The following is a 25,523-nucleotide window of genomic DNA, read 5'->3' as shown; positions in this document are numbered from 1 at the left end:
CTCAGGAGGTCCTTGCCTCCTGCTCCAGGGCGGTACGGATGGCATCGGCCAGGGCCTCCTGCTGACCGGGGTCGCGCAGGGGACGGCCCTGGGCATCGGTAACGAAGAAGACATCCTCCGCCCGCTCGCCGAAGGTGGCGATCTTGGCACTGGCGATGCGGACCCCCGCCGCCAGTAGCTCCTCCCCGATGAGGGCCAGCAGCCCCGGGCGGTCGGCGCTCTCCACCTGGAGCATGGTGCGCCGGTGGGCCGGTTCCTCGTGGAAGTGGACGCGGGTCGCCACCGGGAAGTGGCGCTGCCGGCGGGTGGGGCGGCGCTGGTCCGCCGGGGGTGGCACGGGGTTCGAGAGGGCGGTCTCCAGGGCTGTCCCGATCTCGGTGAGTCGTTCGCCGGAGTGGATGGGTTCACCGTCCTCCTCGAGGACGGTGAAGCTGTTCAGGGCGTGGCCGTCGGCGGTGGTGAAGATCCGGGCATCCGCCACGTCCAGCCCCAGCTGTTCCAGCACCGAGGCGGTGCGCACGAAGATGGTGGCGTCCGCCGGGGCGTGGATGAAGAGCTCCGTCCCGCCGCGCTGGGTCTGCTGCCGGAAACGGAGCAGCGGCACCTCGTCGGCCGTGGCGGTGAGGATGGCGTGGGCGTGACAGACCAGCTCGTCCGGGTTGTGGCGGCGGAAGTAGTCCGCATCCAGGCCGTTCCAGAGCGCCTCCAGCGCCTCGGGGTCGATGGCGTGGTCCCGGAGCAGGCGCCGCGCCTCGGCCTGGTGGGCATCGGCGATCTCGCCGGCGGCGAGGCGGTGGCCCGGACCCCGCGCCATGGCATCCCGGGCGGCGTGGTAGAGCTCCGCCAGCAGGGCATCCTTCCAGGAGTTCCAGACCGTCGGGCTGGTGGCGCGGATATCGGCCACCGTCAGCAGGTAGAGGTAGTCCAGCCGGCGACGGTCGCCCATGCGGGCGGTGAAGGTGTGGACCACGTCGGGGTCGCTGATGTCCTGGCGCTGGGCGGTCATGGAGAAGAGCAGGTGGTTCTCCACCAGCCAGGCCACCAGGGCCGTATCCCCCTCGTCCAGCCCGTGATCGCGGCAGAAGGTAGCGGCATCGGCGGCACCCAGCTGGGAGTGATCGCCGCCGCGCCCCTTGGCGATATCGTGGAAGAGGGCGGCGATGTAGAGCAGCTCCGGCCGCTCCACTTCGCCCATGAGGGCCGAGGCCAGGGGGAGCTCGTGGGCGAACTCCGGGACGGTCAGTCGGCGCAGGTTGCGGACGACGAAGAGGGTGTGCTCGTCCACGGTATAGACGTGGTAGAGGTCGTGCTGCATCTGCCCGACGATGGCGCCGAAGGCCGGCAGGTAGGCGCCCAGGACGCCGTGGCGGTGCATTCGGCGCAGCTCGTGGGTCACTCCGCGGGGCTGGCGCAGGAAGGCCAGAAAGAGTCGGCGCGCCTCCGGGTCGGCGCGGAATTCGGCGCCCACCAGGTGGAGGTGGCGGCGGATGAGGCGGATGGTGTTCGCCCGGACACCCTGGAGCTGGGGATTGCGCGCCATGACCAGGAAGAGTTCCAGCAGGGCGCAGGGGTGGCGCTCGAACAGCGCCGGGTCGCGGACCTCCAGGAAGCCGCGCCGGGCCTGGAAGCGTTCATTGAGGGCGAAGGGTTCGGCCGGGTCGTTGGCCAGCAGGATCTCCTCCTGGAAGAGCTGGAGGAGCAGCTCGTTGAGCCGGGAGAGTTCGGTGATGGCCCGGTAGTAGGCCTTCATGAAGTGCTCCACGGCCAGCCGCCGGTCGTCGTCGCGGTAGCCGAAGCGCTCGGCCAGGGTCCGCTGGTGATCGAAGAGCAGCCGGTCCTCGCGCCGCCCGGCCAGCAGGTGGAGGCCGAAACGGACACGCCAGAGGAAGTGCTGGCCGGTCACCAGCTCGGCATGCTCCTCGGCGGTGAGGAAGCCGTGATCCACCAGCGCGGCCAGGCTGTCGGCACCGAAGTGGCGCTTGGCCACCCAGCCCACCATCTGGATATCCCGCAGGCCGCCGGGGCCCTCCTTGATGTTGGGTTCCAGGTTGTAGGCGGCGTCGAAGTACTTGCGGTGGCGGGCGATCTGCTCTTCCCACTTGGCCTCGAAGAAGGCGCGCCCGCCCCAGATCCGGTCCGGCCCGGTGGCCGCCTGCATGGCCTCCAGCAGGGCGCTGTCGCCGGCGAGCAGCCGCGCCTCCATGAGGTTGGTGGCCACAGTGATATCGGCGCGGGCCTCCTGCTCGCACTCGGCCACGGTGCGCACGCTCTGACCCACCTCCAGGCCCACGTCCCAGAGCAGGGTGAGGAAGGCCTCCAGGGCCTCGCGCGGTGGTTCGGAATCCTCCGGTAGCAGGATGAGGATATCGAGGTCCGAGCCGGGGTGGAGCTCGCCGCGGCCGTAGCCGCCCACGGCCACCAGGGTCGGCCCCGGCGGGAGGTGGCGGGCCCAGAGTCGCTGGAGGAGGGCGTCCACCACGGCGGCCCGGCCGGCGACCAGCTCCGCCACGGGGCGGCCGTTCTCGTAGGCCGCGGCCAGGGCGGCATCGGCCTGGGCCAGCGCCTCGCGAAAGGCGTGCAGGGGGGAGTCGCCCGCCGCCACCCGCCGGTCCAGGGCCACCGTGTCCAGCAGCCAGGGGGCGGGGGCCGCGGCGTTCAAATGGGCTCTTCCTCCGGCCGGAGGGTGAGGACCTCGTGGCCGGTCTCGGTAACCAGGAGGGTGTGCTCCCACTGGGCGGAGAGGCTTCGGTCCTTGGTAATGACCGTCCACTTGTCGCCCAGAACCCGGGTGTGGCGCTTGCCGGTATTGATCATGGGCTCGATGGTGAAGGTCATGCCGGGGGTGAGCTCCAGACCGGTGCCCGGCTCGCCGTAGTGGAGGACCTGTGGCTCCTCGTGGAAGTTCAGGCCGATGCCGTGGCCGCAGTATTCGCGGACCACCGAGCAGTGATTCTTCTCGGCGTGGCGCTGGATGGCGTGGCCGATGTCGCCCAGCTGCACGCCGGGGGCGACCATCTGGATGCCGGTGACCAGGCACTCGTGGGCGATGCGGACCACCCGCTCCGCCTGCACCGAGGGCTTGCCGACGAAGAACATCTTGCTGGTGTCCCCGTGGTAGCCCTCCTTGATGACGGTGATGTCGATGTTGATGATGTCACCGTCCTTGAGCTGCTTGTCCGCCGGGATGCCGTGGCAGACCACGTGGTTCACGGAGGTGCAGATGGACCTGGGAAAGCCGTGGTAGTTCAGCGGGGCCGGCGTGGCACCCTGCTCGTTGACGATATAGTCGTGGGCGATGCGGTCCAGCTCATCGGTGGTCACGCCCGGGCGGACGTGTTCCTCCAGCATCACCAGGACATCGGCGGCGAGCCGGCCGGCCACGCGCATCTTCTCGATGGCCTCGGGGGTCTTGATATCAATGCTCATGGGGCTCCTGAAGGCCCGCCATGACGCGCGGGCCGGTTTGTCCGGGAAAGCAATTCATGGTATAAACCGCGCGCCTTCAAGGCAAACCCGACATCCGCGGGGTTACCCGCCGGATGAATCCACACACGGACCCGCGCAACGCGCGTCGGGGTGCCCCGCAAGGGGTTCGGCGCGCGGGGTCCGTGGAGGCGCAACCCGACAATCAGGAGTCAACCGACATGGCCAACATCTCCATGCGAGACATGCTGGAGGCCGGCGTCCACTTCGGCCACCAGACCCGCTACTGGCACCCGCAGATGGCGCCCTACATCTTCGGCGCCCGCAACAAGATCCACATCATCAACCTCGAGAAGACGGTCCCCGCGCTCAAAGAGGCCCAGAACTTCCTCGGCGGCCTGGCCGCGCGCAAGGGGAACATCCTCTTCGTCGGTACCAAGCGCTCCGCCCGCGAGATCATCCGCACCGAGGCGCAGCGCTGCGGGATGCCCTACGTGGACCACCGCTGGCTCGGCGGCATGCTGACCAACTTCAAGACGGTCAAGCAGTCCATCCGCCGCCTCAAGGACCTGGAGACCATGAGCCAGGACGGCACCTTCGCCTCCATGCGCAAGAAGGAGGCGATGATGCGCACCCGCGAGATGGAGAAGCTGGAGCGCAGCCTCGGCGGCATCAAGGACATGAACGGCCTGCCCGACGCGCTCTTCGTGGTCGATGTCGGTTTCGAGAAGAACGCCATCCACGAGGCCAACAAGCTGGGCATCCCGGTGGTCGGCGTGGTGGATACCAACAACTCGCCCAAGGGTGTCGATTACGTCATCCCGGGCAACGATGACGCCATCCGCGCGGTGCGCATGTACGTGACCGCCATCGCCGATGCCGTTGACGAGGGCCGGCGCTCCACTGCCCATCTCGGCGCGGATGACTTCGTGGAGATGGAAGAGAACGAGGCCCCCGCTTCCGAGGCCGCCGAGCAGGCGCCGGAAGCCGAGACGACCGAACAGACGGAGGGTTGAACGACCATGGCAATTTCTGCTGCCCAGGTTAAGGAGCTGCGCGAGCGCACCGGCGCCGGCATGATGGAGTGCAAGAAGGCCCTCACGGAGACCGAGGGCGACATGGAGGCCGCGGTCGAGCACATGCGCAAGACCGGCCTTGCCAAGGCCGACAAGAAGGCCGACCGGACCGCCGCCGAGGGCCGCATCGCCGTGGCCTACAGCGATGACGGCTCCGCCGGCGCCATCGTCGAGCTCAACTGCGAGACCGACTTTGTGGCCCGGGGCGATCAGTTCAAGGAGTACGCCCAGGGCATCGCCGAGCGCATCGTCCGCGATCGGCCCGCCGATGTGGAGGCCCTCAAGGACATGGCCCCGCGCACCGGCGATGCGGAGACCATCCGCGAGTCCCTCAAGCAGCTCATCGCCCAGCTGGGCGAGAACATGGACATCCGCCGCTTCGAGCTCTTCGAGACCAGCGGCAACGGCGTTCTCAACCATTATCTCCACGGCGAGCGCATCGGCGTGCTGGTGGAGCTGGAGGGCGGCGACGCCGACCTGGCCCGGGACATCGCCATGCACGTGGCCGCCAGCAACCCGGCCTGCATCGCCGAGGAGAACGTCCCGCAGGAGCTCATCGAGAAGGAGAAGGCCGTCTTTCAGGCCCAGGCCGAGGAGAGCGGCAAGCCCCAGGACATCATCGAGAAGATGATCACGGGCCGGATCAACAAGTTCCTCAAGGAGGTCACCCTGCTGGGCCAGCCCTTCGTCAAGGATCCGGACCAGAGCGTGGCGCAGCTCCTCGAGGACAAGGGCGCAAAGACCGTGCGCTTCGTCCGCCTGGAGGTGGGCGAGGGCATCGAGAAGGAAGAGGCCAACTTCGCCGAAGAGGTCATGGCCCAGGTCCAGGGGAGCTAAGACGCGAATGGGAGACGGCGAATCGGGACAGCCCCGCTACAAGCGGGTTCTGCTGAAGCTCTCGGGCGAGGCCCTGATGGGGGATCGCTCCTTCGGGGTGGATCCCGCCGTCATCCAGCGTATCGCCGCGGAGGTGGAAGAGATCGCCGCCGCCGGCGTCGAGGTGGGTCTGGTCATCGGTGGCGGCAACATCTTCCGAGGCGTCTCTCTGGCGGCCTCGGGCATGCACCGGGCCACTGCTGACAAGATGGGCATGATGGCCACGGTCATGAATGCCCTCTCCATGCAGGATGCCCTGGAGCAGCAGCGGCTCAAGGCCCGGGTGATGTCGGCCCTGCAGATGCACGAGGTCTGTGAGGACTACATCCGGCGCCGCGCCATTCGCCACCTGGAGAAGGGGCGGGTGGTGATCTTCGCCGCCGGCACCGGGAATCCCTTCTTCACCACGGATTCCGCGGCCAGCCTTCGCGCCATCGAGATCGATGCCGACATCGTCATCAAGGCGACCAAGGTCGACGGGGTCTACTCCGACGACCCGGTCTCCAACCCCGCGGCGGAACGCTACGCTCACCTGACCTACGACGACGTCCTGGCCCGCCGACTCAATGTCATGGATGCCACGGCCATCGTCCTCTGCCGGGACCACAATCTCCCGCTCCGGGTCTTCAACATCAACAAGCCCGGGGCGCTGATGCGCGTGGTCCAGGGGGAGGACGAGGGTACCCTGGTGGAACGAGGGGAAGCCGCATGATCGACGACATCCAGCAAGACGCCGAACAGCGCATGGAGAAATCCGTGGATGCCCTGCGCGGGGAGTTGCGCAAGCTCCGCACCGGCCGGGCCCACTCCAGCCTGCTCGACCATATCACCGTGGAGTACTACGGCTCCGAGATGCCGCTGAATCAGGCGGCCAATATCGGGGTCGAGGATGCCCGGACCCTCACCGTCAAACCATGGGAGAAGTCCATGGTGCCGGTGGTGGAGAAGGCCATCATGAACTCCGATCTGGGCCTCAACCCGGCGACCAACGGGGACCTCATCCGCGTCCCCCTGCCGCCGCTCACCGAGGAACGGCGCAAGGAGATGGGCAAGCTGGTCCGCCAGGAGGCGGAGAAGGCGCGGGTGGCCATCCGCAACATCCGTCGGGACGCCAATTCGGACCTCAAGGGCCTGCTCAAGGAGAAGGAGATCTCCGAGGACGACGAGCGCGCGGGCGAGGAGGCGATCCAGAAGCTCACCGACAAGTACACGGGGTTGGTGGACCAGGTCGCCGAGGAGAAGGAACAGGACCTGATGTCCCTTTAGGCCCCGGAGAGTAGCGTTGGCGATGGCAGATCAGGGCGACTCGACGGGCTCCGGGGACGGCCCCGTTCCAAGGCACGTGGCCGTCATCATGGACGGCTCCGGACGCTGGGCGCGCAAGCGCCTGATGCCGCGGGTCGCCGGCCACCGCTCGGGAGTCGGCAATGTCCGCTCCCTTGTCGAGGCGTGCGGGGAGAAGGGAGTCGAAGCCCTGACGCTGTTCGCCTTCTCCACCGAGAACTGGCGGCGGCCGGCCACCGAGGTGGGGGCGCTCATGGAGCTCTTCATGGAGGCCCTGCAGCGGGAGGTGAACCGGCTGGACGAGAACAATGTCCGCCTGCGCATCATCGGTGACCGCTCCGGCCTCTCCGATGCCCTGGCCGAGCGCATCACCGCCGGCGAGGAGCAGACCCGCAACAACACCGGCCTGAATCTCAACATCGCCGCCAACTACGGCGGGCGCTGGGATCTCGCCACGGCTGCCCGGCGGCTGGCGGAGCGGGCCCGGGCCGGGGAGCTGGACCCCGAGGCCATCACACCGGAGCGTCTGGGTTCCGAGCTGGCCCTGGCCGACCTCCCGGAGCCCGATCTCTTCATCCGCACCGGGGGCGAGCAGCGGATCAGCAACTTCGTGCTGTGGCAGCTCGCCTACACGGAGCTCTATTTCACCGATACCCTGTGGCCCGATTTCGATCGGGACGCCTTCGAGACCGCACTGGAATCCTTCCGGGGTCGGCAGCGCCGGTTCGGCAAGACCGGCGAGCAGGTGGGAAGATGAGCGTGCTCGCCAAGCGGGTCATCACGGCCTCGATCCTCGCAGCGGGCCTCATTACGGCCATCCTGCTCCTGCCCACCGGGGCCTTCGCCGGGCTCATCGCCTTCTTTATCCTCCTGGGGGCCCGCGAGTGGGGGGATCTCAGCGGTTGCTCCCCGGCAGGCTCGGTGGGTTACGTCGGCCTGGTGGGGGTCCTGGCGGCCGGGGTGGTCCTGGCCGAACCGGCGCCAGTGGCCGTCGCGGCCGTGGGCGCCGCCTGGTGGCTCGGCGTCCTGGGGCTGGTGTTCGCTCACCCTCGAGGCGACTGGTTGTGGCGCCATCCCCTCGGTCGTGCCGCCGGTCTGCTCGCCATCATCCCGGCCTGGTTCTCCCTGGCCCATCTCCACGGGCTGGACGACGGCCCCTGGTGGGTCCTGGTGCTGATGTTCACCATCTGGGGCGCGGATACCGGGGCCTACTTCGCCGGGCGCGCCCTGGGCCGCCACCGGCTGGCGCCTTCCGTAAGCCCGGGCAAGACCTGGGAGGGCGCCATCGGCGGGCTCGCCCTGGCCCTGCTGGCGGGTAGTGCCATCGCGATGGCGGCCGGCCTCACCATCCCCTCCGGCTTCTCGGTGGTCGCGGCCGTGACGGTGGCGGCCTCCGTGGTCGGCGATCTCGGGGAGTCCCTGCTCAAGCGCGCCGCCGATCGCAAGGACAGCGGGACCCTGTTTCCCGGCCACGGCGGTGTCCTGGATCGCGTGGACAGCCTGCTTGCGGCGACGCCGGTCTTCGTCCTGGGCCTGGAGCTGGTGACATGAGTCGTAACATCGCCGTCTTCGGGAGTACCGGCAGCGTCGGTACCAGTACGCTGGACGTCATCGCCCGCCACCCGGATCGCTTCCGGGTCCTGGCCCTGGCGGCCGGCAGTCGCGAGGAGCCGCTGGTGGAGCAGTGCTGGCAGTTCCGTCCGGCGGTGGTGGTCATGGCGGATGCCGCCGCCGCCGACCGGCTGCGCGCGCGCCTTGCCGACGAGGGGCTCACCGGCATCCAGGTGCAGGCCGGGATCGAGGCCATGGAGGCGGTGGCCGGCGACCCGGCGGTGGACCAGGTCATGGCGGCGGTGGTCGGTGCCGCCGGACTGCGGCCGGCCCTGGCCGCCGCGCGCGCCGGCAAGCGCGTCCTGCTGGCCAACAAGGAGTCCCTGGTCATGGCCGGGGCGCTCTTCATGGAGGCCGTCCGGGAGGGCGGCGCCGAGCTGCTCCCCATCGACAGCGAGCACAACGCCATCTTCCAGTGCCTGCCCGACGGCCGCCCCGACCTGGATGCCGCCGGGGTGGAGCGGATCCTCCTTACCGCCTCCGGCGGGCCCTTCCGGGACCGGGACCCCGCCGACCTGGCCGCGGTGACGCCGGACGAGGCGTGCGCCCACCCCAACTGGGACATGGGCCGCAAGATCTCCGTGGACTCGGCCACCATGATGAACAAGGGGCTGGAGGTCATCGAGGCCTGCTGGCTCTTCGGCGCCGATCCCGACCGGGTGGAGGTGGTCATCCATCCCGACAGTATCGTCCATTCCATGGTGAGCTATCGTGACGGGGCGGTGATGGCGGAGCTGGGCAATCCGGACATGCGCACCCCCATCGCCCACGCCCTGGCCTGGCCGGATCGGGTGGATGCCGGGGTGGATCCCCTGGACCTGGTGGCCTGCGGGACGCTCCACTTCCAGGCCCCGGACCCCGAGCGCTTCCCCTGCCTGCCCCTGGCCTACCGCGCCATACGCGAGGGGGGGACGGCGCCGGCCATCCTCAACGCCGCCAACGAGGTGGCGGTGGCCGCCTTCCTGGACGGGACACTGGACTTCCCGGGTATCGCCCGGGTCATCGCTGCCACGCTGGACCGGGTGGCGGCCGAACCCGCGGCGGAGCTGGCGACCATCCTCGCCGCCGACGAACGGGCGCGCGAGGCGGCCATGCAACTCCTGCCCGCTCACGGGAGTCCCTAGTACATGGGCGATCTCCTGTTCACGCTCGCTGCCTTCGCGGTGGCCATCGGCATACTGGTCACGGTCCACGAGTACGGCCACTTCCGGGTGGCGCGCTGGGCCGGGGTGCGGGTGCTGCGCTTCTCCGTGGGCATGGGCCGCCCCCTGCTGCGCCGGACCGGAAAGGACGGCACGGAATACGTCCTGGCCGCACTGCCCATCGGTGGCTACGTGAAGATGCTGGACGAACGCGAGGGCGAGGTGGACCCGGCCGAGCGCCATCGCGCCTTCAACAACCGCCCGCTGGGCTGGCGGACCGCCGTGGTGCTCGCCGGTCCGGTGGCCAACTTCCTCTTCGCCATCGTCGCCTACTGGCTGATGCTGGTCCTGGGGATGCCCGGCCTGCAGGCGACGGTGGACGCCGTCGATCCGGATTCCGCCGCTGCCCGGGCCGGGTTGGCAGCCGGGGACGCCATCGTCGCTGTGGAGGGGCGGCCGGCCTCGACCTGGGGGGCGGCCATGCAGTCCCTGCTGCCGGCGGCCCTGGACGGCGAGACGGTGAAGATTACCCTGCAGCGTGACGGCCGCGAGGAGACGGTGACCCTGGAGGTCCCGCGCATGCCGGATGCCGCGCGCAGCGGCGACCTGGGCGGGCGTCTGGGCATGACCCCGGCGCGGCCGGCCATTCCGCCGGTCCTCGGCGAGATCGAGTCGGGCAGTCCCGCGGACCGGGCCGGTCTCAAGGCCGGCGATCGCATCGCCGCAGCGGCGGGGGAGCCGGTGGCCGGGTGGCGCGAACTTGTGGAGCGGGTCCAGGCCAGCCCCGGCGAGCCGCTGGCGTTGACGGTGGAGGATGACCTCGGCCAGCGTCAGGTCACCGTGACCCCCGAGGCCGTTCCGCGACCGGAAGGGGAGCCCTATGGCCGCATCGGGGCCGGGGTGGAGCCGCCGGGGTCGATGCCGGCGGAGTATCGCGCCGTCCAGCGCTTCGGCCCCGTGGCGGCACTGGGCGAGGGCGTGATCCGGACCTGGGAGACCGCGACCATGACCCTCAAGGTGCTGGGGCGGATGGTTGTCGGCCAGGCCTCGCTGGAGAATCTCAGCGGGCCCATCACCATCGCCCAGTTCGCCGGCTATACCGCCGATGCCGGCTTCGTGCAGTTCATTTCGTTCCTGGCGGTGGTGAGCATCAGCCTGGGGGTCATCAACCTCCTGCCGGTGCCGCTACTGGATGGCGGCCATCTGCTGTATTACGGTATCGAGCTTTTCAAGGGCAGCCCTGTCTCCGAGCAGACCGAGGCCCTGGGCCAGCGCATCGGCCTCGCGGCCATTCTCGCCCTAATGGGGCTGGCCTTCTATAACGACCTGTCGCGGCTCTTCTCCTGATGCGGGGGGATGGGTTCAACGGCTCCCTAACGGGCGGGATGATGTTCAGATGGATTCTCGGGGTCGCCCTCGGCGGCCTCCTGGCAAGCACGGCCCACGCCTTCGACCCCTTCCGGGTGGAGGCCATCGAAGTCCAGGGGCTGCAGCGGATCTCCGCCGGCAGCGTTCTCGACGATCTTCCCGTGGAGGAGGGCGACGAACTGGATGGCGGCCTCGCTGCGGCCGCGGTCCGGGAGCTCTTTGCCACCGGCTACTTCCACGACGTCCGCCTGGAGCGCGACAGGGATACCCTCGTCATCCAGGTGAGCGAACGGCCCTCCATTGCCAGCCTCTCCATCGAGGGCAACGAGGACATCCGCAGCGAGGACCTGGAAAAGAATCTGGAGATGATCGGCCTGGTGGAGGGCCGCATCTTCGACCGTTCCGTACTGGATCGCATGGAGCAGGAGCTGCGGCGGCAGTATTACGCCAACGGCAAGTACGGCGTCGCCATTGATACCACGGTGGAGCCGCTGGCGCGGAACCGCGTGGCGGTCAACATCGATATCCGGGAGGGGGATGTCGCCCGGATCCAGGGCCTGAACATCACCGGCAACCGCGCCTACGAAGAGGCCGACCTCCTGGACGACTTCCAGCTGGGTCCGCGCGGTCCGCTGCAGTTCTTCTCCGGCAATGATCGCTATTCCCAGCAGCGCCTCACCGGTGACCTGGAATCCCTGCGCTCCCACTACCTCGACCGCGGCTATGTCGATTTCAGCATCACCTCCAGCCAGGTCTCGCTGACGCCGGACCTGGAGGAGGTCTACATCGACGTCAACGTCGAGGAGGGCGAGCAGTTCACGGTGTCGCAGACCCGGCTGGTGGGGCGCTTCCCCGTTCCCCGGGAAGAGCTGGAGGACCTGGTCGCCATCGAGCCCGGCGAGGTCTTCTCGCGCAGCCGTGTAACACGGACCAGCGAAAGGATTACGGAGCGCCTGGCGGAAGAGGGCTTCGCCTTCGCCAACGTCAATCCCGAGCCCTCCTTTGACCGTGAGAATCGCGAGGTCGGGGTCACGTTCCGGGTGGAGCCGGGCAAACGGGTCTACGTACGGCGCATCGAGATCACCGGCAACACCAAGACCAAGGACCGGGTGATCCGGCGCGAGATCCGGCAGATGGAGCGGGCCCTGCTCCTGCCCTCCCGCGTGGACCTCTCGCGCCGGCGCCTGAATCGGCTGGGCTTCTTCGAACAGGTCAACATCGAGACCCAGCGGGTCTCCGGGACCGACGACCAGGTGGACCTCAAGGTCTCCGTGACCGAGCGGCCTTCGGGCTCCCTCTCCGCCGGCGTGGGCTATTCCGAGTCCCAGGGGGCGCTGGTCAATGCCAGCGTCAGCCAGCGCAACTTCCTCGGTACCGGGACGCACAACAGCCTCACGGTGAATAACTCCGAGGTGAGCACGGTCTACGACGCCAGTTACACCAACCCCTACTACACGAAGAACGGGGTGAGCCGAAGCTTCAACGGCTTCTACCGCTCCACGGATGCCGGCGAGGCCTACATTGCCAGCTACATCACCGACTCCTACGGCGGCGGCGTGAGCTACGGCTTCCCCCAGGGGGAGACCAGCAGCTTCCGCCTGGGCCTGGACTACCAGGAGACCAACCTCAAATCGACCTCCAACTCCCCCGACGAGATCTTCGAGTTCCTCGACGAGTACGGCGGCCGCTACGGCAACGTGCTGCTGACCACCGGCTGGAACTACGACAGCCGCAACCAGGGGGTCTTCCCCACCGATGGGGCTCGCCTGCGGACTTCCCTCAAGACCGCACTGCCGGGCAGCAAACTGGAGTACTTCAAGGCGAGCCTGCGGCCGGAGTACTGGGTTCCGCTGTTCGAGGAATCGACCCTCGCCCTGGATATGGAGGTCAACTACGGTGACGGTTACGGCGGCACCGAGGACCTTCCCATCTTCGAGAACTACTACGGTGGCGGTACCGGTTCCGTGCGCGGCTTCCGCTCCAACTCCCTGGGGCCGCGCGCCACCGGGGAGGGGATCGACCGCTCCATCGGCGGCGCCTTTGAGGCAAATGCCACCCTGGAGTACCTCTTCCCGCCGGGGGGGAGCGAGTCGCTGCGCCTGGGGCTCTTCGTGGATGCCGGCAACGTCTGGGAGGATGTCGACGCGTTCGCCCCCGAGGATTTCCGGGCCTCCTACGGGGCCGGCGTGGTTTGGCTGACCCCCATGGGCGTATTAAAATTGAGCTACGCCAAGCCCCTCGCCCACGAGAGCGGCGACGAGCTCGATGCCATCCAGTTCAACATCGGCACGCCCTACTAGGGTGCCTTGAGGAGGAGCCGTGTCTCTCAGCAAGTCCATTCGGATAACGCTGGCCGCCCTGGCGGCCCTGTGGATGGCCGCCGCCGGCCCGGTAGCAGCGCAGGACTCCTCTGCGCGCATCGGCGTGGTCAACATCGCCAAGCTCTTCCAGGAGGCGCCCCAGGCCCAGTCCGCCAACCAGCGGCTGCAGGAGGAATTCGGCTCCCGCCGCCAGGAGCTCGGTCGTAAGCAGGAAGAGCTTCAGCAGAAGCAGCAGCGCCTGGAGAGCGAGGGCGACCTCATGAGCACCAGCCAGCGGGAGGCCCTGGAGTCCGAGGTTCGCCAGGGCCAGCAGGAGCTGGCGCGCGCCCAGCAATCCTTCGAGCAGGACGTCAATGCCCGTCGCAACGAGGAGCTTGGTCAGGTGCAGCAGCGCATCTTCGAAGTGATCGAGGAGCTGGCGAAGAACGAGGGCTATGACGTGGTGCTCGGCGACAACGTCATCTACGCCGCCGATAGCGTGGATATCACGCCGCGGGTCCTGGAGCGCCTCAAGTCCCTGGCCGAGGACTCCTGATCCCATGGCCTGGACCCTAGGTGCCCTCGCCGAACGCGTAGGGGGGCAGCTTCACGGCAATGCCGAGCGAACCATCGAGGGAGTCGCCTCCCTGGAGAGCGCCGGTCCCACGGATCTGAGCTTCGCCACCGACCGCGCTGCGGACACCCTGGCCGCGACCGCCGCCGGGGCCGTGCTGGTGGGCGAGGGCGGCGCCGTCGACAGCCCCGTGGATGCGGTGGAGGTAGCCAACCCCCACGCCGCTTTCGCCCGTATCGCAACCCTCTTCGACCCGGCACCGCGGCTGGCTGCCGGTATCCACCCGACTGCCGTGGTCGCGCCCGATGCCCGGGTGGCGGACGACGCTGCCATCGGGCCCCACGCCGTGATCGAGAGCGGTGCCACCATCGGTTCCGGTGCCGTCATCGGGTCCGGGTGCCACGTGGGCGCCGGGACCCGCGTGGGTAGCGGTTCCCGGCTGGTGGCGCGAGTCACCGTGCTCCACGGCGTCACCCTCGGCGAGCGGGTCATCCTGCATCCCGGGGTGGTCGTGGGGAGCGACGGCTTCGGCCTGGCCCGGGAGGGGGAGGCGTGGCTCAAGGTGCCTCAGGTGGGGAGCGTGGTCATCGGTGACGATGTCGAGATCGGCGCCAATACCACCGTGGACCGCGGCGCCCTGGAAGATACGGTCATCGAGGAGGGGGCCAAACTGGACAACCAGATCCAGGTGGCCCACAACGTCCACATCGGGGCCCATACCGCCATCGCCGGCTGTGTCGGCATCGCCGGGAGCGCCCGGATCGGGCGCCACTGCGCCCTCGGGGGCGGCGTTGGTGTGGCCGGGCATCTCACCATTGCTGACGGGGTCACGGTTACCGGCATGTCCCTGGTCAGCCGCTCCATCCGTGAGCCGGGGGTCTATTCCTCCGGCATGCCGGCGGAGCCCAACGATCAGTGGAACCGCCACTCCGCGCGCTTCCGTCAGCTCGACGACATGGCCCGACGGCTGCGCGCCCTGGAGCGCGGTCGGGGCCAGGGAAATCAGTAACCGAGGAAAAGCCTTTGGAGACCATGGACATCCATCAGGTGCTGGAGCACCTTCCCCACCGCTACCCGTTCCTGCTCATCGATCGGGTACTGGAACTGGAGCCGGGGCAGCGCCTGTTGGGCCTTAAGAACGTGACCTACAACGAGCCCTTCTTTACCGGCCACTTCCCCCAGCGGCCGGTAATGCCGGGGGTCCTGATCCTCGAGGCGCTGGCCCAGGCGACCGGCGTCCTCGCCTTCCGCAGCACCGAGCGGCGGCCCAGCGACGGCTCCCTCTACTTCCTGGTCGGCATCGACAATGCCCGCTTCAAGCAGCAGGTGGTGCCGGGGGATCAGGTCCATCTCGCGGTGGAGGTGGTCCGTTCCTCCCGCGCCGTCTGGAAGTTCTCCGGCGAGGCCCGCGTGGACGGTCAGGTCGCCGCCTCGGCGGATCTCATGTGCGCCGAACGGGGTGTGGAATGACCATCGACCCCCGGGCGGTGGTGGACCCCGGCGCCGAGCTGGGAGAGGGCGTCACTGTCTCGCCCTTCGCCATCATCGGCCCCGATGTGACCATCGGCGCCGATACCTGGATCGGCCCCCACGCCGTGATCCAGGGGCCCACCACCATCGGGCGGGAGAACCAGATCTTCCAGTTCGCCTCCGTGGGCGAGATGCCTCAGGACAAGAAGTACGCCGGCGAGCCCACGCGCCTGGAGATGGGCGATCGCAACGTGATCCGCGAATCGGTCACCATCAACCGGGGCACCGTGCAGGATGTCGGCGTGACCCGGCTGGGCGACGACAACTGGATCATGGCCTATGTCCACATCGCCCACGACTGCCAGGTGGGCAACGGGACCATCTTTGCCAATGGCGCCTCCCTGGCCGGCCACGTGGAGGTCGCCGATCACGCCATCCTCGGTGGCTTCACCCTGATCCACCAGTTCTGCCGGCTGGGGGAGTACGCCTTCACCGGCATGGGGTCGGTGGTGGGCAAGGACATCCCCCCCTTCGTCCGCGTGGCCGGCCATCCCGCCGAGCCGCGGGGCCTCAACAACGAGGGGCTCAACCGCCACGGCTTCGACAAGGACGATGTCCGCGCGCTGCGCGAGGCCTACCGCACCCTCTACCGCCAGGGCCATACCACCACCGACGCCCTGGACCGCCTGCAGGGCTCGCCCAATCAGGCGGTGCGCCGGCTGGCCGACTTCGTCGCCGGCAGCGAGCGCGGGATCCTGCGCTAGCCGGCGTCCACCAGCTCCAGCGCCCAGTCGGCCACGCCGGACGCGGCATCGCCCTCGCCCAGGCGGGCGCGCAGGCCGGCGAGATCGCGCCGGATCCCCTCGGCATACTCGCCATCATCCAGTAGCCGCTCCAGTTCGCCGGCCAGGTTGGCCCCGGTGGCCTCCCCCTGAATGAATTCCTTGACCACGCCGCGCTCGGCGACGATGTTCACCAGGCTGACGTGGTCGAGCTTCACCAGTCGCCGCAGGATGGCGTAGGTGAGGGGCGCCACCTTGTAGGTGACCACCAGCGGGGTCTCCATGAGGGCGACCTCCAGGGTGGCCGTTCCGGAGGCGCTGGCCACGGCATCCGATGCGGCGATGACGTCGTGGAAGGCCGAGCTGTCCACCAGCGTGGCCTCCACCCCGGCCTCGGCCAGGGGGCCGGTGATGGCCTCCCGGTCCATGGAGGGGGCCACCGGGACGACGAAGGCGACATCGGGGTGGCTCTGCCGGAGCCGGGCAGCGGCGTCGGCCAGCGGAGGCATGAGCTGGGCGATCTCGCTGCGCCGGGAGCCGGGGAGCAGCCCCACCACCGGCCCGCTCTCCGGCAGCCCCAGGGCGTGGCGGGCGGCCACCGGGTCGCGGTCGGTGGGGGTGTCGCGGACCAGTGGGTGGCCGACAAAGCGTACTGGCACGCCGGCCGCCTCGTAGATGGGCACCTCGAAGGGGAAGAGGACCGCCATGGCGTCCACCCGCTCCCGGATCACCTTCACCCGCTTGCTCCGCCAGGCCCAGACCTGGGGGCTGACGTAGTAGAGTACCGGGATCCCCAGCGCCTGTGCGGTGGCAGCCAGGCGCAGATTGAAGTCGGGGAGGTCCGTGACGATGAGCAGGTCCGGCCGGCGCTCGGCCAGCAGCCCCTGGAGGCGCTTGAGGATGCCGCGTAGCCGCGGATAGTGGCGCAGGACCTCGACGATCCCCATTACCGAGAGCTCGTCGGCGTGGACCTGCAGGTCCACGCCCGCGGCGCGGAGCCGTTCGCCGCCGACGCCGAAGAAGCTCGCCCCGGGCCGGCGTTCCTGAATCGCGCGGACCACCTCGGCGGTATGGGCGTCGCCGGAGGTCTCTCCGGCGACCACCATGATGGTCGGTTCCTGCTGGCTCATGGGGTCTCCCGGAGGGTGTCGGCGATGGTGTGGATCTCGTCCTTGGTGAGTTCGGGGAAGAGCGGCAGCGTCAGGACCTCGTCCCCCGCGGCCTCCGCCGCCGGCAGGGGGCGGCGCGGGGCCGGATCGGCGAAGACCGGCCGCCGGTGGAGTGCCACGGCGTGGTCCACCGCCGAGGCGATCCCGGCCGCGGCCAGCCGCTCCCGGACGGTGGTGCGCGCCGCGGTCCGCACGGCGTAGCGCTGATGGGCATGGGCCCCGCGCGGCGCCTCGGGCAGCGGCTCGATCCCCGGGATCTCGTCCAGGAGATCGTGGTAGAGCCGGGCAGCCCGCCGGCGTGCCTCGGCGTGGACCCGCAGACGGGCCAGCTGGACGCGCAGGCCCACCGCCTGCAGCTCGTCCAGGTGGCTGCCCCAGCCGGCCACCTCGTCGGCCTTGGCGGAGCGTAGCTGGCGCAGGCGCTCGGCCACGGCCGCGGAACCGGTGATGACCAGGCCGCCGTCGCCTAAGCCCCCCGGCGGGCTCTCCGGTCCCAGGTCCAGGGCGCCGGCCAGGCCGAAACCGCCGGCCGGCGTGGAGCCGGCCCGCGCGCCGAAGGCGTGGGTGGCATCCTCCAGCAGCAGCAGGTCGTGTTCGCGGGCCAGTGCGACCAGGCCCTCCATGTCGGCCATCCGGCCGAAGGTATGGGCGGGGAGGAGGGCGCGCGTGCGCGGGCCCAGGGTCGCCCTGGCCGCGTCCGGTTCCAGGGTGAGGGTTGCCGGGTCGATATCGGCGAAGGCCGGCGTGGCCCCGACGTGATGGATGGCCGCCGCGGCCGCCGGGGCGGCGAAGGCCGGGGTGATCACCTCGTCGCCGGGCCCGATACCGGCAGCCAGCAGGGCCAGGCGCAGGGCATCGGCGCCGGAGGCGCAGGCCACCACCTGCTCGACGCCCAGCCATTGCGCGGCCTCGGCCTCGAAGGCGGCCACGGCGGCGCCCGGGCCGTATTCGCCGGCGCTCAGCGCCTCGGCCAGCGCCGGCTCCAGGTGGTCGCGCAGAGCCCGGTACTGGCGGGCCCGGTCCATCATCGGGATCACGGTGGCAGGGGGATGGCTGGTCGGCATGGCGGTCCTGGCGCCCGGGGTGAGGGCGATGATCGCACCCGCCCATCCGGCGATCAATTGCGGGGGCAATCTGGCTGATCGGAAGCCGTCGCGGTATCGTGGAGGTCTTTCCTTACCGGGATCGACGAGACCTTCAGGAGCAGCATGAACGAGGCGGCAGACTGGCCCCGGCCCCTGGCCGGGGTGGACGAGGTGGGGCGCGGCCCCCTGGCCGGACCGGTAGTGGCCGCGGCCGTGATCCTCGACCCGGCGCGGCCCGTGGAGGGTCTCACCGACTCCAAGCGGCTCACCGCCCGGCGGCGCGAGGCACTGGCCACGACCATCCGTGAGTCCACGGTCTGGGCCCTGGGCCGGGCGGAGGTGGAGGAGATCGACCGGCTCAACATCCACGGCGCCACCCTGCTGGCCATGGAGCGCGCCGTGGCCGCCCTGGAACAGCAGCCGGCCTTCTGCGCCGTGGACGGCCGCCACCTGCCGATCCTGCCGTGCCCCGGCGAGGCGGTGGTGGGCGGGGATGGCTCCGTCGCCGCCATCGGTGCGGCCTCCATTCTGGCCAAGGTGGCCCGGGATGCGGAGATGGTCGCCGCCGCCGTCGACTTCCCCGGGTACGGCTTCGACGGCCACAAGGGCTATCCCAGCGCCGCCCACCGCGCGGCCCTGGAGGAGCTGGGGCCGTGCCCCCTCCACCGACGCAGCTTCGCCCCGGTGCGCCGCCTGGTGGAGGGGGGCGCGGCATGACCGGCTTCGTCCACCTCCACGTCCACTCCGAGTACGCCCTGGTGGACAGCACCATCCGCGTGAAGCCGCTGGTGAAGGCGACCACCGAGGCGGGCATGCCGGCGGTGGCCATCACCGATCCGGTGAATCTCTTCTCCCTGGTCCGCTTCTACCGCGCCGCCGAGGGCGCCGGGGTGAAGCCCATCGTCGGCAGTGACCTGTGGCTGCCCAATCCCGCCGATCCCGGCGACCCCCACCGGCTGGTGGTCCTCTGCCGCAACGACGCCGGTTATCGCAACCTCACCCGGCTCATCTCCCGCGCCTACCTGGAGCGGGGGCCGCGCTCCCTGCCGCTGGTCCAGCCGGAGTGGCTGGACGAGGTGCGCGACGGCGAACCGGTCGGGGCCGGCCTCATCGCCCTGTCCGGCGGCATGGCGGGGGAGATCGGCCGCGCCCTGCTGGCCGGCGAGGGGGAGGCCGCCGGGGCTGCCCTGGAGGTCTGGCGCCAGCGCTTCCCCGACGGCTTCTACCTGGAGGTCACCCGCACCGGCCGGCCGGGGGAGGAGGACCACCTCCACGCCGCCGCGGACCTGGCGGCGCGGAGCCGGACGCCGGTGGTGGCCACCAACGACGTCCGCTTCCTCTCCGCCGACGATTTCGAGGCCCACGAGGCGCGGGTCGCCATCCACCAGAGCCGGACCCTGGACGATCCGCGTCGGCCCCGGGACTATTCCGCCGAGCAGTACCTGCGCACCCCGGCGGAGATGGCGGAGCTCTTCGCCGACCTGCCGGAGGCGCTGGAAAACACCGTCGCCGTGGCGGAGCGCTGCAACCTTACCCTCTCCCTGGGGGAGAACTACCTCCCCGATTTCCCGGTTCCCGAGGGGATGACCACCGCCGAGCACCTGGCGGAGGAGGCGCGCACCGGCCTGGACCGGCGCCTGGCCACCGACTTCGGCGTCGAGGACCCCCACGACCCGGCCTTCGCCGAGACCCGGGTGCCCTACGATCAGCGTCTGGATCGGGAGCTGGGCGTCATCAACGAGATGGGTTTCCCCGGCTACTTCCTCATCGTCGCTGATTTCATCCGCTGGGCGAAGGAGAACGGCATCCCGGTGGGGCCGGGGCGCGGCTCCGGCGCCGGCTCCCTGGTGGCCTACGCCCAGACCATCACCGATCTGGACCCGCTGAAGTACGACCTCCTGTTCGAGCGCTTCCTGAACCCCGAGCGCGTCTCCATGCCCGACTTCGACGTCGACTTCTGCATGGAGCGCCGGGACGACGTCATCGACTACGTCGCCGACAAGTACGGCCGGGAGAAGGTCTCCCAGATCATCACCTACGGCTCCATGGCGGCCAAGGCGGTGGTCCGTGACACCGGCCGGGTGCTGGGCCACCCCTACGGCTTCGTGGACAGCATCGCCAAGCTCATCCCCTTCGAGATCGGGATCACCCTGGACAAGGCGCTGGAGCAGGAAGAGGCCCTCAAGGAGCGCTACGACAACGACGACGAGGTGCGCGCGGTCATCGACCTGGCGCGCTCCCTGGAGGGGCTCACCCGCAACGCCGGCAAGCACGCCGGCGGCGTGGTCATCGCCCCCACCGACCTCACCGACTTCACCCCCCTCTACCAGGAAGAGGACGCCGACTCCCCGGTGACCCAGTTCGACAAGGACGACGTGGAGGCGGTGGGCCTGGTGAAGTTCGACTTCCTCGGCCTGCGCACGCTGACCATCATCGACTGGGCCATGGAGACGGTGAACGCCCAGCGCGCCGAGGCCGGCGAGGAGCCGGTGGACATCGCCCACATCCCGCTGGACGACAAGGGCGCCTTCGATCTGCTCAAGGCGTGCCGCACCACCGCCGTCTTCCAGCTGGAATCCCGCGGCATGAAGGACCTCATCCGCCGCCTGCGACCGGACAGCTTCGAGGACGTCATCGCCCTGGTGGCCCTCTACCGTCCCGGTCCCCTGCAGTCGGGGATGGTGGACGACTTCATCAACCGAAAGCACGGTGAGGCGGCCGTCGCCTATCCCACCCGGGAGCTGCACCACGACGCCCTGGAGCCCATCCTGGGGCCGACCTACGGCGTCATCCTCTACCAGGAGCAGGTGATGCAGATCGCCCAGGAGCTGGGCGGCTACTCCCTGGGCGCGGCCGACCTGCTGCGCCGCGCCATGGGCAAGAAGAAGCCGGAGGAGATGGCCAAGCAGCGCCAGATCTTCCTGGAGGGCGCCACCGCCCGCGGCATGAGCGAGGCCCACGCCACCGGCATCTTCGACCTCATGGAGAAGTTCGCCGGCTACGGCTTCAACAAGTCCCACTCCGCCGCCTACGCCCTGCTCTCCTACCAGACCGCCTGGCTCAAGGCCCACTACCCGGCGGCCTTCATGGCGGCGGTGATGTCCTCGGACATGGACAACACCGACAAGGTGGTCCCCTTCATCGAGGAGGCGCGCTCCATCGGCCTGGCCGTGGAGCGGCCGGACGTGAACGCCTGCCACTACCGCTTCACGGCCAGCGACCGCCACACCATCCTCTACGGCCTGGGGGCGGTGAAGGGGGTGGGGCGCGCCGCCATCGACGCCATCACCGGTGAGCGCGACGCCAGCGGCCCCTTCGCTGACCTCTTTGATTTCTGCCAGCGGGTGGATCTGCGCGCCGTGAACCGCCGTACTATCGAGGCGCTCATCCGGGCCGGCGCCCTGGATGCCCTGGGGACCAACCGCGCCAGCCTCATGGCAACCCTGCCGGAGGCGCTCTCCCTGGCCGACCAGGCCTCGCGCAACGCCGCCGCCGGGCAGAACGACCTCTTCGGCCTGGAACCGGCGGCGGCCGTCACCCCCGCCGCCACCGAGGTGGCCGACTACAGTGACGACGAGCGCCTGCGCGGCGAGAAGGAGACCCTGGGGCTCTATCTCACCGGCCACCCGGTGGACCGCTACGACGCCGAGCTCAACGCCCTGACCACCGCCCGCCTGGCGGATCTCGGCAGCTGCGTGGGCCAGCGAGTGGTGGTGGCCGGGCTGGTCATCGGTCTGTCCACCCGCCGCCCCAAGAACGCGGATGCCGACCGCCCCGGCAAGATGGCCTTCCTCACCCTGGACGACCGCACCGGGCGGCTGGAGACCATCGTCTTCCCCGAGGCGTGGGAGCAGCACCGCCACCACGTGGGCCGGGATCAGCTGGTGGTGGCCACCGGCGCCCTGGAGGAGGACGACTACACCGGCGGCCTGCGGCTCACCGTGGACGAGCTCATGGATATCGAGCAGGCGCGGACCCGTTTCCTGCGCGGCATCGTCATCGACCTGGACGGCGGCCGGACCGACGAGACGGTCGTCGAGGAGCTGCGCGAACTCCTGACCACCTTCGGTGACGGCCCCTGCCGGGTCGCCGTGGACTATGCCAACCACCAGGCCCGGGCGCGGCTCTTCCTCAGCGGCGACTGGTCCCTGCGCCCGGCGGATGAATGCCTCCACCGGCTGCGCCGGCTGGCGGGCGAGGAGGCCGTGGCCCTGGAATACGGCAGCCCCGCCGTGACACCGGCACCGCCGGCAGGCTAGAATCCAGCGACTGTCCCGCGCGAGCGTTTCCCCGTATGAACCTGAACTTTCTGGATTTCGAACAGCCCATCGCGGAGCTCGAGGCGAAGATCGAAGAGCTGCGCCACGTGGGCGGCGATACCGGGGTCAACATCAATGACGAGATCGCCCGGCTGCAGGCCAAGAGCGAGTCGCTGACCCGGGAGCTCTTCTCCGACCTCAGCGCGGTCCAGGTGGCCCAGCTGGCGCGCCACCCCATGCGCCCCTACCTGCTCGACTACATCGAGCGCATCATCGATGACTTCGAGGAGCTCCACGGCGACCGCGCCTTCGCCGACGACCCCGCCATCGTCGGCGGCCTGGGTCGGCTCCAGGGCCGACCGGTGATGGTCATCGGCCAGCAGAAGGGGCGGGACACCAAGGACAAAGTCCGGCGCAACTTCGGTATGCCGCGGCCGGAGGGCTATCGCAAGGCCCTGCGGCTGATGCAGATGGCCGAGCGCTTTCGCCTGCCGGTGCTCACCTTCATCGACACCCCTGGCGCCTATCCCGGCATCGACGCCGAGGAGCGGGGCCAGAGCGAGGCCATCGCCCGCAACCTCCAGGCCATGGCGGAGCTGAACACCCCCATCATCTGCACCATCATCGGCGAGGGCGGCTCCGGCGGGGCGCTGGCCATCGGCGTCGGTGACCGGGTGCAGATGATGCAGTACACCACCTACTCGGTGATCTCCCCCGAGGGCTGTGCCTCCATCCTCTGGAAGAGCCAGGACAAGGCCGGCGAGGCGGCCGAGGCCCTGGGTATCACCGCCCCGCGCCTGAAGGAGCTGGGCCTGGTGGACGGCATCATCGACGAGCCCCTGGGCGGCGCCCACCGGGACTACGATGCCGCCGCCCGCCGCCTGGCCAACAGCCTCACCGAGAGCCTGGACCATCTCCAGGGGATGAACCTCGACGAACTCATCGACCGGCGCCAGGAGCGCATCGCCGGCTACGGCCGCTACCACGAGGGCTGATCCGCCGGTGCGGCCGCTGCGCGAGGCGCTTCCGGCCGGCCGCGGCATCGCCGTTGCCTTCAGCGGTGGCGGCGACTCCACCGCGCTCCTCCACGCCCTGGCCACCGAAGCCCCGGCGGCCCCGTTGCGGGCCCTCCACGTTCACCACGGCCTCCAGCCCGAGGCCGACGCCTGGGCCGACCACTGCCGGCGCATCGCCGCCGATCTCGGTGTCCCCTGCGAAGTACTCACCGTGGACGCCCGACCCCGGGGTCGGGAGAGTCCGGAAGAGGCCGCCCGCCGCGCCCGTTACGCCGCGCTCACCGCGGCCCTGCACCCCGGCGAGGTCCTGACCACGGGCCACCACGCCGACGACCAGGCCGAGACGGTCCTGCTCCAGCTCCTGCGCGGCGCCGGGGCCCGCGGCCTTGCCGGCATGCCGGCGGTGCGCCCCCTGGGGGCCGGCTGGCTCGCCCGACCGCTGCTGGAGGCCACCGCCGCCGAACTCCGGGAGCACGTGGTCGCTGCCGGCCTGCCCTGGGTGGAGGATCCCTCCAACGCCGCCCCGGACCCGGAGCGCAACTTCCTCCGCCACGAGATCCTGCCCCGGCTCATCCAGCGCCGCCCCGGCACCCTGGGTGCCATGGGTCGCAGCGCCCGCCTGGTGGCCTCCGCGGCGGAGGCCGAAGCGGAGCGCGCCGAGGCGGATCGCCGGGCCCTGGAGACCTCCGCGGGCGGCCTGGCGGTCGCCGATCTGCTGCGCCTGCCCCGGGAACGGGCCGGGGCGGCGCTGCACCGCGCGGCCACCGCCCGCGGCCTGCCGGTCCCGGACGCGAACCGTACCGACCGCATCCTCACCGAGGTGGCCGCGGCCCGCGCCGACGCCGACCCCCGGGTGGTCTGGCCCGGCGCCCAGGCTCGTCGCCACCGTGGTGCCCTCTTCCTGCTGCCCCCGCTACCGGAGCCGCCGCCGGAACGGCCGTGGCAACCGGGGGAGCCGCTGGACCTGCCCGCCGGCCGCCTCACGGCGGAACGGACCATGGGGGAGGGCGTAGCGGCCTCGGCGCTCACCGGGACCATCACAGTAGGTCCGCCCGTGCCGGGGGAGCGCCTGCCCGGTCCCGGCGGCCGTCAGCGGATCAGTGAGCTCCTGCGCGCCGCCGGTATCGCCCCCTGGTGGCGCTCCCACTGGCCGGTGATCCGGGTGGGGGGCGAGGCCGTCGCGCTGGCCGGTATTGCCGTGGCCCCGACCTCGGCCGCCGCCCCCGGGGAGACCGGCTGGCACCTCGCGTTCCGCCCCCGGGTCATCCCCGGCGGCGTATAGGCCGACCCCGGATAATGCCCGGGATAAGATAATGAGTGAGGGGGTGGCCGGGGAACCCGGATCGCCCCGTGCCCGCTTCATGGGGGATTGCGGGCCTCGGCCCGCCTACCAGACGGTACGGACGTATCGATAGGCGGTGATCTTCTCATCCGCCGTAACCAGGACCGCATTGAAGCGCCGGGCCAGTGCCACGATCATCCGGTCAGCCGGGTCCTTGTGGAATTCCCCCGGGAGTCGGGTCGCTTCCACGGCCGTCGCGGCATCCAGGGGCGCGAAGCGGATCCCCTCGATCTCGTCCACCGTCTCCAGCCAGTCATCGGTATTCATGGAGAGGGCGAGCCGCCCCTTCTCCACCAGCAGCGCGATCTCCCAGGCCGAGATGGCCGGGATCAGGATCTCGCCGTCATCCGCCTGCAACTCCTGCTCGATGGCCTCGAGTGCCGGTTGCGAGAGCCGCGGAGTGCCGTTGACCCACCACAGCAGGGCGTGGGTATCCAGCACGATCAACGCAGCGCCTCCCAGTCCTCCTCGGCCACCGGTTCGAAGGGTTCGGTCAGCTCGATGACACTGCCGCGCAGCCGTTCCAGGGGGGAGCGGTCATCGGACTTGTGCCGGCGCACCTCGATGGCGGGCCGGCCCTTGTCGGTGATGATGATGGCCTCGCCCGAGGTCTCGATCTCGCGAAAGTATTCCAGCGCCCTCGCCTTGAAGCGGGACTTGGAAACCTCTTCAGTGTGCATGGTCATCTACCCTGGTCATGAACCTTTCCCGAAGGCTAGCATGGAGCGGTGACCAGGACCACTGGT

Annotated in this window: 23 protein-coding genes; 17 read left to right on the top strand and 6 right to left on the bottom strand. The window is 70.0% G+C overall.

Features of this window, described 5'->3' with window-relative positions; all coding sequences use genetic code 11:
* Position 1: 1 nt before the first annotated feature.
* Together glnD and map are read right to left on the bottom strand one after the other, a co-directional pair.
* Complete coding sequence (glnD, locus tag BM272_RS03525; protein ID WP_240307990.1) at positions 2-2,659, bottom strand: [protein-PII] uridylyltransferase; 2,658 nt, start codon at positions 2,657-2,659, stop codon at positions 2-4.
* Positions 2,656-3,426 (bottom strand): type I methionyl aminopeptidase, encoded by a 771-nt coding sequence (gene map, locus BM272_RS03520; protein WP_093427339.1) that lies wholly within the window; start codon positions 3,424-3,426, stop codon positions 2,656-2,658. Before map ends, glnD begins: the two co-directional genes overlap by 4 nt.
* 218 nt (positions 3,427-3,644) lie before the next feature.
* On the opposite strand from map, the gene rpsB reads away from it, so the two are divergent.
* The 13 genes from rpsB to lpxA are packed head-to-tail and all read left to right on the top strand — an operon-like array spanning position 3,645 to position 15,888.
* On the top strand, positions 3,645-4,439 hold the full coding sequence (gene rpsB / locus BM272_RS03515) for a 30S ribosomal protein S2 (RefSeq protein ID WP_093427338.1): 795 nt from the start codon (positions 3,645-3,647) through the stop codon (positions 4,437-4,439).
* Between the two features lie 6 nt (positions 4,440-4,445).
* On the top strand, positions 4,446-5,336 hold the full coding sequence (gene tsf / locus BM272_RS03510) for a translation elongation factor Ts (RefSeq protein ID WP_093427337.1): 891 nt from the start codon (positions 4,446-4,448) through the stop codon (positions 5,334-5,336).
* A gap of 7 nt (positions 5,337-5,343) precedes the next feature.
* A complete protein-coding gene (pyrH, locus tag BM272_RS03505) occupies positions 5,344-6,087 on the top strand; it encodes a UMP kinase (protein ID WP_093427336.1) in 744 nt (247 codons plus the stop codon).
* Complete coding sequence (gene frr, locus BM272_RS03500; protein ID WP_093427335.1) at positions 6,084-6,641, top strand: ribosome recycling factor; 558 nt, start codon at positions 6,084-6,086, stop codon at positions 6,639-6,641. Before pyrH ends, frr begins: the two co-directional genes overlap by 4 nt.
* A gap of 22 nt (positions 6,642-6,663) precedes the next feature.
* Positions 6,664-7,416 (top strand): isoprenyl transferase, encoded by a 753-nt coding sequence (locus BM272_RS03495; RefSeq protein WP_093427334.1) that lies wholly within the window; start codon positions 6,664-6,666, stop codon positions 7,414-7,416.
* Positions 7,413-8,210: a phosphatidate cytidylyltransferase gene (locus BM272_RS03490; protein WP_093427333.1), complete on the top strand. Its 798-nt coding sequence runs from the start codon at positions 7,413-7,415 to the stop codon at positions 8,208-8,210. Before BM272_RS03495 ends, BM272_RS03490 begins: the two co-directional genes overlap by 4 nt.
* Positions 8,207-9,394 (top strand): 1-deoxy-D-xylulose-5-phosphate reductoisomerase, encoded by a 1,188-nt coding sequence (gene ispC / locus BM272_RS03485; RefSeq protein ID WP_093427332.1) that lies wholly within the window; start codon positions 8,207-8,209, stop codon positions 9,392-9,394. The genes BM272_RS03490 and ispC overlap by 4 nt, the downstream gene beginning before the upstream one ends.
* A gap of 3 nt (positions 9,395-9,397) precedes the next feature.
* Positions 9,398-10,759 (top strand): RIP metalloprotease RseP, encoded by a 1,362-nt coding sequence (rseP, locus tag BM272_RS03480; RefSeq protein WP_093427331.1) that lies wholly within the window; start codon positions 9,398-9,400, stop codon positions 10,757-10,759.
* A 41-nt stretch (positions 10,760-10,800) separates the two neighbouring features.
* The gene (gene bamA / locus BM272_RS03475) at positions 10,801-13,080 is read left to right on the top strand and encodes an outer membrane protein assembly factor BamA (protein WP_159433010.1); all 2,280 of its coding nucleotides are present in this window, start codon (positions 10,801-10,803) and stop codon (positions 13,078-13,080) included.
* Positions 13,081-13,099: 19 nt separating this feature from the next.
* Complete coding sequence (locus tag BM272_RS03470; protein WP_093427329.1) at positions 13,100-13,636, top strand: OmpH/Skp family outer membrane protein; 537 nt, start codon at positions 13,100-13,102, stop codon at positions 13,634-13,636.
* 4 nt (positions 13,637-13,640) lie between these two features.
* Positions 13,641-14,663: a UDP-3-O-(3-hydroxymyristoyl)glucosamine N-acyltransferase gene (gene lpxD / locus BM272_RS03465; RefSeq protein WP_093427328.1), complete on the top strand. Its 1,023-nt coding sequence runs from the start codon at positions 13,641-13,643 to the stop codon at positions 14,661-14,663.
* Positions 14,664-14,686: 23 nt separating this feature from the next.
* On the top strand, positions 14,687-15,124 hold the full coding sequence (gene fabZ / locus BM272_RS03460; protein WP_399348699.1) for a 3-hydroxyacyl-ACP dehydratase FabZ: 438 nt from the start codon (positions 14,687-14,689) through the stop codon (positions 15,122-15,124).
* A complete protein-coding gene (gene lpxA, locus BM272_RS03455; protein ID WP_093427326.1) occupies positions 15,121-15,888 on the top strand; it encodes an acyl-ACP--UDP-N-acetylglucosamine O-acyltransferase in 768 nt (255 codons plus the stop codon). Before fabZ ends, lpxA begins: the two co-directional genes overlap by 4 nt.
* Here the strand turns inward: lpxA and lpxB are convergent.
* Entirely contained in the window at positions 15,885-17,036 is a 1,152-nt protein-coding gene (gene lpxB / locus BM272_RS03450; protein ID WP_093427325.1) for a lipid-A-disaccharide synthase, read from the bottom strand. The genes lpxA and lpxB overlap by 4 nt on opposite strands.
* On the bottom strand, positions 17,033-18,139 hold the full coding sequence (locus BM272_RS03445) for a DegT/DnrJ/EryC1/StrS family aminotransferase (protein ID WP_093427324.1): 1,107 nt from the start codon (positions 18,137-18,139) through the stop codon (positions 17,033-17,035). Before BM272_RS03445 ends, lpxB begins: the two co-directional genes overlap by 4 nt.
* Positions 18,140-18,283: 144 nt before the next feature.
* Between BM272_RS03445 and rnhB the strand changes: the two genes are divergently transcribed.
* From rnhB to tilS, 4 genes are read left to right on the top strand one after another with little or no spacing between them, the layout of a single operon-like run.
* Entirely contained in the window at positions 18,284-18,877 is a 594-nt protein-coding gene (gene rnhB, locus BM272_RS03440) for a ribonuclease HII (RefSeq protein ID WP_093427323.1), read from the top strand.
* On the top strand, positions 18,874-22,419 hold the full coding sequence (gene dnaE, locus BM272_RS03435) for a DNA polymerase III subunit alpha (RefSeq protein WP_093427322.1): 3,546 nt from the start codon (positions 18,874-18,876) through the stop codon (positions 22,417-22,419). Before rnhB ends, dnaE begins: the two co-directional genes overlap by 4 nt.
* 35 nt (positions 22,420-22,454) lie before the next feature.
* A complete protein-coding gene (locus BM272_RS03430; protein WP_093427321.1) occupies positions 22,455-23,414 on the top strand; it encodes an acetyl-CoA carboxylase carboxyltransferase subunit alpha in 960 nt (319 codons plus the stop codon).
* A 7-nt stretch (positions 23,415-23,421) separates the two neighbouring features.
* Positions 23,422-24,717: a tRNA lysidine(34) synthetase TilS gene (gene tilS / locus BM272_RS03425; RefSeq protein WP_093427320.1), complete on the top strand. Its 1,296-nt coding sequence runs from the start codon at positions 23,422-23,424 to the stop codon at positions 24,715-24,717.
* A 105-nt stretch (positions 24,718-24,822) separates the two neighbouring features.
* Here tilS and BM272_RS03420 read toward each other — a convergent pair whose 3' ends face one another.
* Together BM272_RS03420 and BM272_RS03415 are read right to left on the bottom strand one after the other, a co-directional pair.
* The gene (locus BM272_RS03420) at positions 24,823-25,224 is read right to left on the bottom strand and encodes a type II toxin-antitoxin system VapC family toxin (protein WP_093427319.1); all 402 of its coding nucleotides are present in this window, start codon (positions 25,222-25,224) and stop codon (positions 24,823-24,825) included.
* A complete protein-coding gene (locus BM272_RS03415; protein WP_093427318.1) occupies positions 25,221-25,463 on the bottom strand; it encodes a prevent-host-death protein in 243 nt (80 codons plus the stop codon). Before BM272_RS03415 ends, BM272_RS03420 begins: the two co-directional genes overlap by 4 nt.
* Positions 25,464-25,523: the final 60 nt, after the last annotated feature.

The sequence above is a fragment of the Thiohalospira halophila DSM 15071 genome (assembly GCF_900112605.1).
Lineage (GTDB): Bacteria > Pseudomonadota > Gammaproteobacteria > Thiohalospirales > Thiohalospiraceae > Thiohalospira > Thiohalospira halophila.
This window is presented reverse-complemented; position numbering and strand designations above follow the sequence as displayed.